The organism is Vibrio genomosp. F6 (genome assembly GCF_005146325.1).
Taxonomy (GTDB): domain Bacteria; phylum Pseudomonadota; class Gammaproteobacteria; order Enterobacterales; family Vibrionaceae; genus Vibrio; species Vibrio cortegadensis.
This window is the reverse complement of record NZ_SYUT01000021.1, coordinates 21572-37918: the sequence shown is the minus strand read 5'-3', so window position 1 is coordinate 37918 and position 16347 is coordinate 21572. Positions and strand designations below refer to the sequence as shown.

14 protein-coding genes are annotated in these 16347 nt (G+C 41.5%); 8 read left to right on the top strand and 6 right to left on the bottom strand.

All coding sequences use genetic code 11. The features are described from left to right. Nucleotides 1–152: 152 nt before the first annotated feature. Nucleotides 153–290 (top strand): hypothetical protein, encoded by a 138-nt coding sequence (locus FCV43_RS20355; protein WP_170961624.1) that lies wholly within the window; start codon nt 153–155, stop codon nt 288–290. Nucleotides 291–2233: 1943 nt separating this feature from the next. Here FCV43_RS20355 and arsB read toward each other — a convergent pair. The 4 genes from arsB to FCV43_RS07925 form a co-directional block, all read right to left on the bottom strand. Beyond that, a complete protein-coding gene (gene arsB / locus FCV43_RS07940; protein WP_113796406.1) occupies nt 2234–3289 on the bottom strand; it encodes an ACR3 family arsenite efflux transporter in 1056 nt (351 codons plus the stop codon). A gap of 215 nt (nt 3290–3504) precedes the next feature. Next, on the bottom strand, nt 3505–4683 hold the full coding sequence (gene dpaL / locus FCV43_RS07935; protein WP_113796404.1) for a diaminopropionate ammonia-lyase: 1179 nt from the start codon (nt 4681–4683) through the stop codon (nt 3505–3507). 106 nt (nt 4684–4789) lie between these two features. Continuing rightward, nucleotides 4790–5173, bottom strand: a complete 384-nt coding sequence (locus FCV43_RS07930; protein WP_017051254.1) for a RidA family protein — start codon at nt 5171–5173, stop codon at nt 4790–4792. Nucleotides 5174–5194: 21 nt separating this feature from the next. Further along, nucleotides 5195–5872 (bottom strand): helix-turn-helix transcriptional regulator, encoded by a 678-nt coding sequence (locus FCV43_RS07925; protein WP_017051255.1) that lies wholly within the window; start codon nt 5870–5872, stop codon nt 5195–5197. A 323-nt stretch (nt 5873–6195) separates the two neighbouring features. Here FCV43_RS07925 and FCV43_RS07920 point away from each other — a divergent pair, with 323 nt between their 5' ends. The 3 genes from FCV43_RS07920 (at nt 6196) to FCV43_RS07910 (ending at nt 10196) form a co-directional block, all read left to right on the top strand. Further along, nucleotides 6196–7362, top strand: coding sequence for a M24 family metallopeptidase (locus FCV43_RS07920; protein WP_017051256.1), 1167 nt, complete (start codon nt 6196–6198; stop codon nt 7360–7362). Nucleotides 7363–7380: 18 nt separating this feature from the next. Beyond that, complete coding sequence (locus FCV43_RS07915; protein WP_017051257.1) at nt 7381–8964, top strand: BCCT family transporter; 1584 nt, start codon at nt 7381–7383, stop codon at nt 8962–8964. An 83-nt stretch (nt 8965–9047) separates the two neighbouring features. Next, complete coding sequence (locus FCV43_RS07910) at nt 9048–10196, top strand: M20 aminoacylase family protein (RefSeq protein WP_017051258.1); 1149 nt, start codon at nt 9048–9050, stop codon at nt 10194–10196. A gap of 239 nt (nt 10197–10435) precedes the next feature. Here FCV43_RS07910 and FCV43_RS07905 read toward each other — a convergent pair whose 3' ends face one another. Next, on the bottom strand, nt 10436–10648 hold the full coding sequence (locus tag FCV43_RS07905) for a hypothetical protein (RefSeq protein WP_136994741.1): 213 nt from the start codon (nt 10646–10648) through the stop codon (nt 10436–10438). A gap of 301 nt (nt 10649–10949) precedes the next feature. On the opposite strand from FCV43_RS07905, the gene FCV43_RS07900 reads away from it, so the two are divergent. The 4 genes from FCV43_RS07900 (at nt 10950) to FCV43_RS07885 (ending at nt 14511) form a co-directional block, all read left to right on the top strand. After that, nucleotides 10950–11501 carry a hypothetical protein gene (locus FCV43_RS07900; protein WP_017051259.1) on the top strand — a complete coding sequence of 184 codons (552 nt, stop codon included), beginning with the start codon at nt 10950–10952 and terminating at the stop codon, nt 11499–11501. A gap of 321 nt (nt 11502–11822) precedes the next feature. After that, the gene (locus FCV43_RS07895) at nt 11823–12401 is read left to right on the top strand and encodes a hypothetical protein (RefSeq protein ID WP_017083850.1); all 579 of its coding nucleotides are present in this window, start codon (nt 11823–11825) and stop codon (nt 12399–12401) included. Nucleotides 12402–12517: 116 nt separating this feature from the next. After that, entirely contained in the window at nt 12518–13255 is a 738-nt protein-coding gene (locus tag FCV43_RS07890) for a hypothetical protein (protein ID WP_136994739.1), read from the top strand. A 221-nt stretch (nt 13256–13476) separates the two neighbouring features. Continuing rightward, nucleotides 13477–14511 (top strand): IS110 family transposase, encoded by a 1035-nt coding sequence (locus tag FCV43_RS07885; RefSeq protein ID WP_136994737.1) that lies wholly within the window; start codon nt 13477–13479, stop codon nt 14509–14511. 299 nt (nt 14512–14810) lie between these two features. Here the strand turns inward: FCV43_RS07885 and ltrA are convergent, their stop codons facing one another. Next, the gene (gene ltrA / locus FCV43_RS07880; RefSeq protein WP_113797776.1) at nt 14811–16283 is read right to left on the bottom strand and encodes a group II intron reverse transcriptase/maturase; all 1473 of its coding nucleotides are present in this window, start codon (nt 16281–16283) and stop codon (nt 14811–14813) included. Nucleotides 16284–16347 lie beyond the last annotated feature (64 nt).

Genomic DNA, 16347 nt, shown 5'->3' with positions numbered 1-16347 from the left:
ACTACCTTGAAAAACACCGTATATTTACAGCTATATCCAGCATGTGTTGCAAGTAGCTTTCTTGCTTTTTCTGCTGAAGAAAAATTTAAGCAAGGCATGCTAGGAAAAGGCTTGTTAAAAGCGATGATTTCGTTACCAGGTTGATTAATTAAATGAGTATCTCTTTTAGTACTAATGGTTTAGATAAAGGCAATTATGGTAACTCAACGTTTGTGATTGAAGTGAGTGGTAAGCACATTATCCCTGAAGGCAAAGTTAGAGAGATAAAATCGCGATCGAATGCTAGCTAAATCCTAGAGATCTATCATGATACAAGATAACTGATAAGCGGGCTAAACGTTACATGATTGCTATCGTAGAATTCATCAGATATCAAATGCTAAAATCTGAATCTGAAAGAAACGAATTTAATGAAGTGGTGCTGTTTAGCTTAAATGAAATTGGCCAAATAAAAGGTCGGTTCAAATTTTCTCAATGGCCGAAGCTGCTGACTAATTCAGCTTGTGGTTAATCTCCATATAAATGTAAAAGTAGTTTTGTCTACACATCGTTAGTTACGACACTTTAGCTGCCCATACTTAACAGGGATTTTGGTAACGAGTATTCTGACTTGCGTGCTAGCACATGCATTCAGAACAGAAGGGCTTTAAATGATGAGGTTTTTTATTTCCTTATAGTTTTGGGGGTTAATAATTTGTTTTTTTACTCTTACACCGCTTGAGTTCGTTTAAGTTTAAAAGCCTTATAAAAATAGCTAATTATAAATTCATTAGTGTGTATCCTTTACATGTATCACTGCTATTGTTTATGTAAGAGTGGCGATTGATATGCATGAATAAGAAATGCATAAAGCAACAAAAGTAGTGTGTGAAAATTATCACGTTTCGATCATCATGCAACGTCTTTAGAAGAATATATATCTTATCGTTATATATTCTTTATATATCTATATAGGCTTTATACGCTGGGGGATAGCACTGATTTATCATGTCGAATTGACGATTAAAACTCACTTTAAACTTGCAAAAACACACTGTTTTATTAGGTGTCTAACCACTAGCTATGGTTGTTTTTTGTACACTTGCGCTACTAGCGCAAGTCAAAAGTGAGAATCTTGCGCTAGTAGCGCAAGTTAAAGTCAAATTTTGTGGGAATTCTTGCGCTAGTAGCGCAATTTTGTTCGTTAAGTAAAACTTGCGCTAATAGCGCAAGTCGAAAATGAAAATCTTGCGTCAGTAGCGCAAGTGGTAAGTTCAATTTAGTGGAAATTCTTGCGCTAGTAGCGCAACTTTCGCAATTCTTGCGCTAGTAGCGCAATAATACGAATTCTTGCGCTACTAGCGCAAGAGAAAAAGGGGAGAGTGTTATTGTGATTTTTGATAAGGGTGAATTAAAATCCTTATTTTATGTATTTTAATTCACCCTTAATGGTTGGATGTTTATGATGATCAAAATATTTCATCGTAATTTGTGAGTGTAGTTCGAAGTTTTGAGAACTTAATATGTATTGCTTTCAGCAAACAATGTGACAAATTTAGTATCTTATTTATTTGGTAGTACTAACTTTACGAGGCGCTACCTGTGGTGCTATCTTGCTTCATTGTTAGAATACTACTTTTACACAAAAATTTGCTGTTGTTGTGTACATAAAATTTGTAGTGAATTGACGTTTGAATTCAGGGCTAATTCTATGATTAATACCTTCCCATGTTTTAGTAAACCGACATAACTCTGCATGATTAATATTACTTTCTAGACACTATTTACTGTCTTCTTTTGATGATTACGACGACGTGGTTCTGAAACTTTTACCCACATGATAGAGGTATAGTTAAGGGGTGGTTTGTCTTAAGGTTTGAGTCTGTTTATTCTGATTTTTGCTGGCTAGATTGTCGAAGAAATAGTTTGAAAATTTACGCCTAAAGAGTACTAGTGTTTCGTAAAAAATCTCCACAAAAAAAATGATTTGACGACCAAGTTGTATTTTAATATATGTTTGTTTATTCATTAAATGCACACGTAAATAATGATTGTGGTTTTGGCTTTTATTGAGAATTACTGTCATTTTTCGATGCAAAAAAGAGGTTTAACTAGCCTCAATGTATTGTAATGTTCGTTATTTACTTCGGAAAGAAAAAACGAATATATGAAAAAATTGAGGTAATATTTATTGAGTTAAGTTCTACGTTGCGGCCCATAAAAACGCTAAGTAATTTTTGCTAGTTGCTAGTTGCTAGTTGCTAGATTTAATTCTTAGACCGTTGTAGTACTTATCTTTCATCTTCAATGCTACGTTCACTAGATAAATTAGAACAGGTATTTCAATCAGTGGACCGATCACACCAGCGAAAGCTTGGTCTGAGTTAATTCCAAATACAGCGATAGATACAGCAATCGCCAATTCAAAATTATTACCTGTTGCTGTGAACGCAATCGAGGCGTTTTTGTCGTAATCGATACCTATCTGCTTACCAATGAAGAAGCTGATGAAGAACATCAACGTGAAGTAGATAATTAGTGGAATGGCGATCAATAGTACATCCATTGGAAGTTCGAAGATCATTTCGCCCTTTAAACTAAACATCAAAATAATTGTTGCTAGGAGCGCAACCAAAGTGAGCGGTGAAATGCGCGGAATGAATACGTCTGTGTACCATTGTTCGCCTTTCATCGATACCAAGATCTTACGACTCAAGAAGCCTGCTAAAAATGGTATGCCTAAATAAATTAATAGGCTATATGCAATATCAATCATCGAGATATCAACCATCATTCCTTCGTAACCAAATACTGGAGGTAGGATACTGATGAATAACCAAGCCATGAAGCTGTACCCCACAACTTGGAATGCGCTGTTCAATGCAACTAGAGCTGCTCCGTATTCTTTGTTACCACCGCCAATGTCATTCCAAACTAGAACCATAGCAACACAACGAGCAAGACCGATCATAATAACGCCTACCATATAGCCAGGATGATCGCCTAAAAAGGTGATAGCTAAAATGAACATTAATACAGGGCCAACTAGCCAATTCATGACTAAAGATAGCTTGATCGCTTTTTTATCCTTCACCACAGCGCCTAATAGGCTGTAGTTAACTTTAGCTAAAGGTGGGTACATCATCAGAATCAGCCCAATTGCTAAAGGAACATTGGTGTTTCCCACCGACATTACTTCATTCCACTGCTCGATTTGTGGAAATATGATACCAAGCAATATCCCTATGCCCATGGCGATAAAAATCCACAATGTTAAGTAGCGATCTAGAAAGCCTAATTTTGATGTCATAATATTTTCTCTTTAATAATTATCGTTAATCGTCGAAATGCGATTAAAGGTAAAGTAATTTTATATGAGGGTCAATATTAACTTTCACATTATCGTTTTGTTCTATGAGGGGGGAAGCGGATGATTAGTGTCTCACTAAACCTTGAGTTTTAACGAAAAGCCACAGTGAATACTGTGGCTTTTGAATAAAGTTGAGGAGTATTTGTTGCTAAATACTAGCTAGAATGATGCAAGCCGTTCCAAACAACGTCACGGTAGCGAGGTTGGTTGGTATCACCTTCAGTGCTAAATAGCATGATGGTTGCATCTTCATTTAGGCCTAGCTCGTCACGAGTTGCTTGGTCTGCACCTTCACGACATAACGTGTAAAGTAAGCCAAGAGTGATCGCGCCAGATTCGCCACTGATCACTTGCGCATCACCGCTAAGTGGGTTGCCAAGGATACGCATACCCGTTGCTGAGATATTGTCGTCAACCGAAACAAAGTGATTGCTGCAATCTCGTAATACTGGCCACGTTACTGGGTTTGGTTCACCACATGCAAGACCAGCCATAATCGAGTTCAACTCACCAGTTACGTTTACCATTTCACCTTTTTCACCTGAGCGGAAAATACAATCGGCAGCAGATGGCTCAGCAATGATGGTTTCAAAAGTATTCGGTCCTAACTTGTCTGCAAGATAGCCTAAGACTCCTCCAGCCATAGCGCCAACCCCTGCTTGTAAAAGAACATGAGTTGGAGCGTTGAATTCTAATGCTTGAGCTTGTTCAATAGCTTCATCTGCCATAGTCATGTAGCCCTGAGAAATCCATGTAGGGATTTCTTCATAGCCCTCCCATGCAGTATCTTGCACTAGCATCCAGCCCTTGTCTTGCGCAGTTTGGTTCGCCATACGCACCGTGTCGTCGTAATTAACCTCTGTTACTATGCATTCAGCGCCTAAGCCTTTAATGCGATTCACACTTGCTTGAGATGAACCTTTAGGCATGTAAACCACGGCTTTCTGTCCCATTTCGCGCGCTGCCCAAGCAACACCTGTACCATGATTTCCTGCGGTTGCCGTAGTGAAAACAAGTGGTTCGTCTAGTTTTGAAGCCACTGTCTTAAGATTGATTTCAGAGATATCAATGCCAAGGTGTTTTGCCAATTGACGACCGAGAGCGTAAGAACCACCGAGTACTTTGAATGCATTCAAACCAAAGCGTTTTGATTCGTCTTTAACTAGAATAGCTTTAACACCAAGCAGCTTAGCAAGATGTGGAAGAGACACGAGTGGAGTGGGTTGATAGCCTTCGATCTGGCTGTGAAACTCACGTGCTTGTTGCGCTTGATAAGCGGTAAATAGTTCGCAGACTTGACCAGTGTAGAATGAATTTTTTGATAGTTTTAACATAGGGCACACTTAGATTCAGGCAAAGGAATGGAAGGTCATTAATGGGTACTCAATGACCTATTTAGTCGTTTGTAGTACAAACAGTATTACTTTTAATACAGCGTTATTATTTGATGTAAGCGATCGCTTCAACTTCAACTAATGCGTCTTTTGGTAAACGAGCTGCTTCAACACATGAGCGTGCTGGCGCGTTATCTGTTCCGAATACTTCTGTGTAAACTTCATTAAATGCAACGAAATTTTCCATATCAGATAGGAAACATGTGGTTTTAATTACAGTGTCGAGTGAACCTCCACTCTGTTCCAATACTGCCTTTAGGTTTTCTAGTGACATGCGAGCTTGCTCTTTAATGCCACCTTCAACAAACGCCATTGTTTTTGCATCTAGCGGTAGTTGACCTGAAGTAAAGATGAGATCTTTGAATGACATACCTTGAGAGTATGGGCCGATTGCTGCGGGTGCTAGATCTGTATGGATTTTAGTTTTCATTACGCTTCTCTTTATATGATTTTATGCTCTGAACTCGCGGATGTATTTGTACACAGCATGGCGAGTAATTCCAAGACGCTCAGATACGAATGCTGTCGCCTCTTTTAACTCGAAAATACCATTCTCAAGCAATCGCTTGGTGATGGCTTTGTTTCGACCTTTTAAGTTGACTGATTCATTGTTATCGACTTCAAAAATAGCGTGCTCAAGCGCTTGCTCAATCACTTCTGTAGTTGAAGCTCCAAAGTTTTCATGCACACCTACTGGAGCATGAGTCATGTCCGGCATTAAAGTCTTTATGATCTCTGGAAACGGGTGAGATAAGTTCATGTTGATACAGAACAACCCGATCGGTTTACCATTTTCTCCAGCCAGCACACAGGTCGTTGATTTTAGTAATGAGCCATCTTTACTGGTCGTGAAGTAACTTTTTGGCGTGACCTCTCCTGTACTCTCAAATACGCTCAACATCTTCAAACCCAGATCGGTAATCGGAGACCCCACTTCTCGTCCTGTATGATGACCGTTCACTATCTTCACCACCGACTTTTCAAAACTCTCGAATGAATGGATCACTACTTCACAATGCGGACCAATAAAGTCAGCAATAGTTTCGGCTAAGCGAAAGTTCAGTTCGAGATGTTCTCTGTCGCTGTCGGTGAATTCTACGTTAAACGATTTATATGCTGATGCATTCATTTTAGACCACTGTAGTTAACTTTAAGTGCCTTTCATTATCATTGGTTATTCGATAAATTTCAAGATTTCAATTAACTTTATGTAACTATAAAACTATATATTATTTTTTCATGCAAGATTAAAGTTACAAATAAGTACCCAAAAGTGATCGAAATCAATGTGAGCATTAGTTTAATACAACTTGTGGTCACTATAGTTAACCGTAAGACCTTGGTCACATTATTTGACTGAAATGTCAGTAATATGTTCAACGTAACGTAAACAAAGTTGAACTATAGGGTTGGTTAGCATTTACTGACCCACAATAATAATTAGAGGTCCCAATGACTAACTATCTGAACCGCGGCTTTGAACAAGCTGAGTTTGAAAACAGAACATCACGTGCCCAAAAAGTTATGCATGAGCAGAAATTAGATGCAATGATTTTTACGACAGAGCCAAACGTTCGCTACTTTACTGGTTTCCATACTCAGTTTTGGCATAGCCCAACTCGACCATGGTTTGTGGTTATTCCAGCTGAAGGTAAACCTATCGCTATAGTTCCTGAAATCGGTGCTAGCGGTATGGCCGGAACATGGGTCGATAACATTATTACTTGGCCTTCTCCTCGTCCTGAAGATGATGGTATTAGCTTAGTTGCTAGCGCATTGAACTCCCTGCCTTGTCGTCATGGCCGAGTAGGCGCAACGTTGGGTATTGAGTCTCACCTACGTATGCCTGTGAACAACTACCTCAAGTTAACCACTATGGTTAAGAAAGACTTTGTTGATGTGTCTTTAGCAATGCATGAGCTACGTCAGATCAAATCACAAGCTGAAATCGAAAAAACGCGTGAAATCTGCCGCATTACCAATGTTGGCTTTAGCAAAATCCCTCAATACGCCAAAGCCGGTATGACAGAACGTGAAATCTGTAAACAATTCCGTATCGATATGTTGTTAGAAGGGGCTGATGAGTGCCCTTACATCATCGCGGGTTCAGGGCCTGACGGTTACGACAGCATCATCATGGGCCCAACCGACCGCATCATCGAGCCGGGAGATGTCTTGATCATCGATACCGGTGCCGTGCGTGATGGTTACTTCTCTGATTTCGATCGCAACTGGGCATTTGGTCATGCAAGTGATGAAACGAAAGCGGCATACCGCGCGACTTACGAAGCTACGACAAAAGGTTTCGAAGCGGCTAAACCAGGAGCGACAACAACTGATATTTATAATGCAATGTGGGGCGTATTAGAAGCAAACGGAGCTTTAGGTAACGATGTCGGTCGTCTTGGGCATGGCTTGGGTATGGAACTGACAGAGCGTCCATCTAACACCGCTACTGATAATACAATACTTAAGCCTGGCATGGTGATGACGTTAGAACCGGGCATGGTTTACGCGCCGGGTAAATCAATGGTCCATGAAGAGAACATTGTGATCACGGAAGATGGTGCTGAATGGTTAAGTGAACGTGCAGAACCAGAACTCATTGTAATTAAATAATTTTCAGGAGAACTGATAATGTCAGCGAATCAACCACAATTAAAACAAGGCAAAATGCTATTTACTAGTACTATCTGCTTTATCTTAACTATCGTAGCTGCTGGGATATTATTTCCAGAGCAGTTGTACAACGTAGGTATTGGAACCATGACTTATCTGACTGATACATTTGGTTGGATATACATGGCAGGCTCATTTTCCTACGTCATGATTATGTTTTTCTTTGCATTTAGTAAGTACGGTAATATCAAGTTTGGGCCAGATGATGCTAAACCAGAGTTTAGTACTTTCTCTTGGATTGGGATGTTGTTCTCAGCGGGTATGGGGACAGTAATGCTCTATTGGGGTGTTGCAGAGCCTGTTTATCACTATATGAACCCACTTTCTACTACAGGTATTGATCCACAAACTGCAGCCGCCGCGGAATTTGCAATGAAGCAAAGCTTTATTCACCAAGGGATTCAAGCTTGGGCTGCATTCTCTGTTGTTGGCCTTGTTCTTGGCTACTTGATGTTCCGTAAGAATGAGAGTGGCCTAATCAGTAATATCCTTATTCCTTGGGGGCGAGGGAAGGCAAACGGCAGCCTAGGGAAAATTGTAAACCTGATCTGTGTGTTTGGTGCTATTGCTGGTATTTCCACTTCTCTTGGGCAAACCGGTTTGTCGTTAGGCATTAGTTTCTCATACCTGTTCGGTACACCTGATGCTCCATGGGTTACTTTCTTGCTAGTGGGTGTGGTGGCATTTATTACAATCATATGCACAACAACTGGCTTGGAAAAAGGAATTAAGCTTTTATCTGACTATAATGCTTATTTATTAGTCGGCCTGATTGTTCTTGTCGCTATTGTTGGTCCTACGACCACTATGATTAATGTGTACTTTGATGCAATCGGTAATTATATGAATGATTTCTTCAAAGATGCGCTGATGTTACCAACATTTGCAGCAGAAGAAGAAGCTGGTTGGATTCGTGGCTGGCCTATCTACTACTATGCTTGGGCTATTGCTTGGGCACCATTTGTAGGTCCGTTTATTGCTCGTGTATCAAAGGGGCGAACTGTACGTGAGTTTGTACTTGGTTCAATGTTAATCCCTTGTGTCGGTATCTTCATCTGGGTTGCATTTTTCGGGACTATCGGTATTCAATCTGAGCCTGAGGTACTAAAAGCAGCTGCAGCATCATCAAAAGCAGCGACCTTTATCGTACTTCAAGATTATCCAATGGGTACGGTAATCTCAATTGGTGTAGTCATTGCTCTATTTACGTGCTTTATCACTTCGCTAAACAGCTCAACTTTTACACTAGCAAGTATGTGTGAAGACGGCTCTGACAACCCAAGCAACAAAATGAAAATCATCTGGGTTATTGCTCAGTGTGCAATGGCTTTAACACTAATGATGACGACTAAAACAGGCATCGATATGCTACAAAGCATAAGCCTGATATTCGCTCTACCATTAATGTTTGTACTCTTCCTATGTATCTGGAGTACTTTCAAAATGTTCCGTGCAGAGTTCTCTGATGAGCCGACTACATCAGTAGATGCAGAAATAGAAGAAGCAGAAGTAAAGCTAGAAAAAGCTGAACAAGCGAGCTAATAAATACGCTTTGACTATCAGCCAGCCCCTAACTTTTATCCAAAGTTAGGGGCTTATTACTAAAAAATTATTGAGAGGTTACGATGACAATCGAACAAAAAGTTATTGAATGGCGCCGCCATTTACATCAGTACCCTGAATTTGGCACTGAAGAGTTCAAAACCTCTGACTTCGTTGCGAATAAACTCGAAGAGTTCGGCATTGAAGTCCACCGTGGTATTGGCGGTACAGGAGTTGTTGGAATTTTAAAAAATGGCACAAGCGATCGTTCTATTGGTTTACGTGCTGATATGGATGCCTTGCGTATTCATGAAGAGAATACTTTTTGTCATGCTTCAAAGCATGATGGTGCAATGCATGCTTGTGGGCATGATGGTCATACCGCAATGCTTCTTGGTGCAGCCCATGAATTAGCTAAAACTCAAAGCTTTGATGGGACGGTATATTTTATTTTTCAACCCGATGAAGAGCGAGGTACTGGCGCTAAAGCTATGATCTCTGACGGGTTGTTTACTCGGTGGCATATGGATGCTATTTATGCAATGCATAACTTACCGGGTATCCCAGAAGGTAAATTTGTGACTCGTCCAAGCTCGCTTATGGCAAGTGAAAGTAGTTTTGAGATTGTGATCAAAGCGACGGGCGGCCACGCGGCGATGCCACACATGGGAACCGATCCGATTGTTGTTGGAGCTCAGGTGGTCACAGCACTGCAAACCATCGTTTCACGTAATTTGAGCGCGATTGATGAGACGGCGGTTATCTCGGTGACTAACTTTGTTACCAATGGCACCGTGAATGTGATTCCTTCGCAAGTGACTATTTCAGGTGACACTCGCAGCTTTACCGATCAAGCATTGCATAAAATTGAGAAAGCGATTGAGCGTGTTGTCGCTGGCCAGTGCATGTCGGCAGGTGTTGATTACCAATACAATTTCAACAATAGTTTCTTGTCTACGATTAACACGCCCGAAGAGACGGCTCATGCAGTGAAAGCAGCACAAGCGGTTGTTGGTGAAGAGAATGTGAATGGAGCATGTGAACGCTTCACCATCAGTGAGGATTTCTCGTTCATGCTGCGCGAAGTAAAAGGGTGCTATGTGCTAGTTGGGAATGGTGTTGGTGAGTGTGGCGGCACTGCGCTTCATAACCCACACTACGATTTCAACGATAATATTCTGGAGCAGGGTGTTGGGTTCTGGAAGACGCTTGTAGAGCAACAGTTATTATAAGTAGATATCCTTGAGTATGCATGAGTCACTATTGATCGTAATGCAACTTAGGTTACTGTAACGAAATGTACCTCTGGCGTATTCAAGTTAACGGCTTTCTGCGAAATTTTGCAATACATGTTATTTATGGTTTGCTAAATTAGGGAAGTCGTTAGCTCGTTTATGTCCAAAAGCGTATTGCATTCAGCATGATGAACAACATCAAGCGTGACCGGGAACAACCGGTTAGGCAGAGTCTGCTAACTCCACATGGCCACCGCCCGGTGGCCTTTTTGTTTTCTAGCCGCAAAACCAAACGGCCCCCAAAAAGAGAAGAAATTGCAGATCGGTAATTCATCGGCCCCGCAGCCCGACTCATCAAACCCGGTCAGAATTTCCTGATACCCCAGTGAAATTTCCTGAACGTAGCCAAAAATCCACTCATTCCGGCAAAAATTGACGGAAATCGTCACCCTTGCTGTTGCGGTGTGCTTTTGCTGTGTGGGGCGTGAGCGATGGCGGGTGACTAACCTGGGAGAAAGACAGCCAAATTAGCCACCATTAACGCTGGTATCAAAATATCTTGACACCTGACCGGGTTGGCGTAGACTCTAAGTAACGATGCAGCAGACATGCTTTTTAGCATGACATCGCATAACCTCTTTGAGGTCGAGGCAGTGCCCGGTAATGATGTTCTGAATCCAAGAGTTATCTTGGCGAAGGCTCCCATGATGGAGCCTTTGTTATTTCTGGCGTAAGGAAACTGCTTTTTCTATGGCAACGAACCGACTCTTTAACCTCCCCGACAATGCTGTTCAGCACTGGAAATCGTTTCAGTACGATAATAAAGAGTTTGATTTTGGTCACCTGGATGCGCTCAAGGTGACGTTTCAACACCCTAATCGCAACGAGCGTTATACGCTGTTCTTCACTTTTTCGCATCATACTTTCACCCGCTCGATACGAGATGATGAAACGCCGGAGCGTGTGCTGCTTTACCCGTATCCGGTAGATCTACGGGTATTTGATTTGACCCGATATGAGCTATCCAGGCAATTGCCGAGGATCATCGAGACACTACCGGAGCAGTTTACTTATCATGGTGGTTACAGTCGGTACTGTAGCTGTAAGCTCACCCAAGAGGACGGCAGCGAAGTTTATTATCAGGTAGTATACCGGGTTTGGAAAGAGCGTGGTAAGCTCCGCTTTCATGTTGAAAGTGCTTATCCGTTACCTGCTAAACCGGGCAAAGTAAAAAAAGTCAGCTTCTGGGTGATCTGTCATAACCTGTTAACCGGCAAAAGACTTCCTCAACCGGGCCGCTAAACGAACGGCTCCCCCATATGACCATCAATCTGGTGGTTTCTTTGCTTTCTGCGCGCAAAACCAAACCGCTCCTGTCGCTAGCTAGGATCTGCCCCAAACCTTCTCAGAACCTGCAAACGGAACACCTGAGCAGTACACCAATAGAACAAGTTAATCTAATCCGTACTTTTATCTCTTATACGGAATTTTTCCGTAATTCAACCCCACAACTATATGCCGATTCATATAACAGGTTGATACCTGTTGAGTTTCATAATAAATGGCAGCAACATAGACGGAATGCAACGACGGAAAAAGTCCGTCTATAAAGTAAAGGTAATTATGAAGATTCCAACAATAGTAAGCTCTTCTAAAGGGTTGTTAGATGCGGTTGAATATCTACTAGATCACATCCATGATGATAAGTTTTGGAACAACCCAAATAAATATGCATTCATTTTATCAGCTTCTGCGACACTTGAATCCTTGTTAAACCATGGGATTGTTAAGTGGACTTTTCTTACTTTCCCTCAAGAACACTATAAAAGACATGCCATGGCTTTCCTTTCAATGAATTTGGCAAAAAAGCTGGATGCTTTAGGGTATTTATTGTCAGGCGGTAAGTTTATAACTGACAACTCTTCTCAGCATTATCAGTCGTTAATTACTCTAATAAAGCTAAGAAATGAAGTCGCTCATAGTAAAGACTTTTACTCAGATGCAAGCTTTGTTCACTGTGGCGAGGAAGATGGCGTAGATGTTTATGAGCTACCTAAAAGCATTACTGATAGATTTTCAAAGTCGCCAATTTCCATCGATTTTGCAAAATGTGAGAGTTTTGCTGAGGCTTTAAAACATTTATCCTCTGTACTTGAAGATGAAGTTAAGTTAAGTAATTCACCGTTATTCAAAGCTTTATAACAAGGCCGTCAGGTGTGACGCGTTACACTCGGCGGTTTTGGTTTGAAGTTCAGTTGGCTTGGTGAGTTCGGTGGGGCGCACCTTATGGCTGGCGTTATGTCTTTTAGAGGAAAATAATGAGTATTCTACTAACACCTCATAATTGGGGAAATGCTCGAACAGTAGATTTACAAGCTGTTCTCGATTCGGTCGTGTGCGTTATGAATAAATACTTCGAGTCTGACGCAAATTCAGATGTTCTTGTCATTCATAATGCCACACATGGTCCCCGGGTCCTTTTCGACAGAGGACAGAATAATGAATACCAAGTCCTACTAAGTTCGAAAGATCGAACTTGGGATCAACACGCTTATCAGTTTGCTCATGAGTATTGCCATATAAGAACTAACTATTCAAATGGTAGCCGCAAGGTTAAGTGGTTTGAAGAAACTATTTGCGAACTTGCTTCACTATTCGTGCTAAGACGAATGTCTGAAATGTGGCAGGAAAATCCCCCCTACGAAAATTGGCGTGATTACAGTCAAAATCTATATAAATATGCCGAGAATAGAATCGTTGATGAGAGCCACAGATTGCCTGAGGGTATTGATTTTCAAAGTTGGTTTGTAGCTAGATTGGATGATCTAGAAAGTAATCAATACATGCGAAATATCAATACCACTATAGCAATTATGCTATTACCTTTGTTTGAAGAAAACCCGCAGTTGTGGCGAGCGATAAGTTATCTCAATACCTGGGTTTGTGCGGATACCGATGATATCTACAAATTTTTTGACAAATGGTTGGCTGCGCTGCCTGATGATTTAAAACCACATGCTTTGAATATTGTAGAACTATTTGGCAAAAAGACATAACAAACGTTTAGGTTTCAAGATACTTTTTCTAATCTGATTGAAACCGTTTAGAGCAAAGTACCTAAACGGTTTCTGTCCAGAACCTTGCTGATGGAGGCTCTGGCACGTTTTTGTCGGGTGGACGACACTTGTTACCAAGTGCCGTCTCCCTAAGATGTATGGACTCCCTCTCCTCGGAGAGCTACGTTTAAGTTGACCAAAAACCAACATGAGTCCATACAATGAATAAATATAATATTATCGCCATTGATCTGGCAAAAAATGTTTTCCAAGTATGCAAAGTTAGCCCACACGGAAAAGTTTTATATAATCGGGAGGTCAGTCGGGCGAAGCTAAAACAGCTTCTAATCAAAGAAAAGCTTTCTTTAGTATCCATGGAGGCGTGTTCCAGTGCCCACTATTGGGCGAGATATGCAAAAGAAGCAGGTCACCAGGTTAAAGTCATTAATGCTAGGTCGGTGAAAGGGTTCCAAACAAAACAAAAAACCGACAGAAATGATGCTCTTGCGATCGCTACTGCTTCATCTCTCGACCATATCCATAGCATACGAATTCAATCAGTAGATGAACAAGCTATGCAATCCATGGAACGAGCCAGAAATCTAGCGTTAACTAATCAGATTTCCCAAAGTAATCAGATCCGTGGATTGTTACTTGAATTTGGAATTATTCTCCCGCAAGGGCTAGCGGTACTCAGAAAAGAAATTCCGTATGTTCTTGAGGACGCTGAAAATGGTTTGCCTGCTAAATTTCGAGAGTCGCTTTTGCGTTTATGGGAGCATTTACTCCTTCAAATTGACCATGTTGATGCCCTTACAAAACAATTGGAAAAAGCGATTAAAGATAATCCGCTGTGTCAGAAACTAATGAAGCTTGAAGGTGTTGGGCCTATAGGATCATTGGGATTAGCCTTACGACTAGGTAAAGGTGAGAACTTTTCAAACGGAAGAAATGCTTCGGCAAGTATTGGGCTAACACCAAAGCAACACTCCTCTGGTGGCAAAGAGCGAATCGGGCATATCTCAAAACGTAGTGCAGACAAGCGACTCCGCTCAACTCTATTTCAAGGAGCGCTTTCAGTTATTGCCCAAGTAGTAAATCGTCCACCTAGAACAAACAAAGATCAGTGGTTACTGGCATTGATAGAGAGACGTGGGAAGAAAGTAGCTGCGATAGCATTAGCAAATAAAACGGTACGAACAGCTTATGCCATTTTAAAAAATGACTTGGTGTATCAGCCAGAAAAACTTGCTTGATACACTCAGCATAATCAACAGAGAGCGACAATGATAAACAGGTAAGACCGACCAATAGAAGCTAGTTGGGTTCTTGGGCACAAAATGATGATGCCGTTCCTAAGACTTGGCCTATTGGTGCGACTACATTTTAGGGCGAGGTAGCACCTCAAAAAAGCCCGTATATAAGCGCGCATCTCGACTGCTTTATCTAAAACTTTTTGTTGATTACAACTGGGAGTCCATATAAGAACCCAGCGTGCAACTTTCACTGCACTAGGCTCAAGCCTCCACAAAGGCATCAAATGATACCCAGCAACTTATAAAGCAGTCGAAGCAGGTTCGTTCCAAGAGTTACGAGCTAGCCTTTTGGATTTTCTCTTTACCAAGTATTCTTGGTAAAGAGGGTCAAAGGGTGTCGCTGCACTTCGGATTTTCACATGTCTTTCTATAGGCACTTTAGCTATTTGGAAGAGATTGAACTGGCAATCCATATCCATGATCTTCTGCCAACCGTGAAACTGCCATTGACCTTTTCGGTTGATGAAGTATTTTAGGGCGATCCAAGTTTTAGACTTTGTTGGATGACGCCTTTTAGCCCAGTGCCATAACGTGTGGAACAGCTTGTGGCCTATATATCCGAATACCTGTTTTGCAACGCAATGTCGATAATAGTTCGACCATCCCCTAAGCTTCGGATTTATCAATTTGATAAGATCATTCACTGGCAGGGTTACGTGCTTTTTGATGAGTTCACGCAGATTACTTAAGAACATCAACGTATTGGATTTACTCGGCTTAATGAGCAGTTTCCCTTTGTACTTCCTATGGTTGAACCCAAGGAAGTCAAAGCCATCGTTGATATGAGTAATGTGCGTTTTCTCTTCGGATAATGTTAAGCCTCTTTCCGCTAGGAAATCAGTAATCAACGGTTTGATATCGTTCTCGAGTACTTCCTTTGAAGCGCAAGTGACGACGAAATCGTCAGCGTATCCAATGAAGTTAGCTCTTGCACCCTTTTTGAGTGCAGTAGACTTAATGTGCTGTTCGAGACCAGAGAGTGTCATTAACATCAAGGTTGGGGATATAATCCCGCCTTGAGGCGTGCCTTCATCGGTGTCGTAAAATAGCCCTTTGTCTACAAAGCCAGACTTTAGCCATTGCTTCAACATACGCTTATCAACGGCAACATTGTCCATCAGCCATTGATGCCCGATTTTGTCGAAACAGGCTTTGATGTCCCCTTCAAGAACCCACTGCGCTGACCGTTTCTGACTCAAGCAGATAAAACACTGGCCGATTGCGTCCGCAGTGCTTCGCCTTGGTCTAAAACCGTAGCTGTTAGGGTCGGCAAGACTTTCTGATACAGGCTCTAATGCTAATAGGTGAAGCGCTTGTTGCGCTCTGTCTATCATGCATGGAATGCCCAATGGCCTAAGTTTGCCATTCTTTTTGGGGATATAGATACGCTTGAGCGGTTGGGCTTTGTATGCCTTTCGACTCAATTGATTCACTGCTTTCATACGGCGTGTATCTGTATTCCAGATGACACCGTCTATTCCTGGCGTTTTACTGCCTTTGTTTTGAGATACTCGTTTAACAGCAAGAAGCTTTGCTGAGCGAGAATGAGTCAGTAGCCACTGCAAGGCTTTCGCTTTGCCGTGTTTACCTTCTCGAGTTGCCTTTGCGATACGCATCTGAAGCTTTAATACATTCGATTCAACGGATTTCCAGTCGATTGACTGCCATTGAGCGCTGTCAGGAGAGGCACTAATCTCTTTTGAAATCATCATTTGCATTTCTCCTTGAATAAAGTTCTTTAAATTCTCTCGCAACGGGAGACCAGTCGGAAGTGGG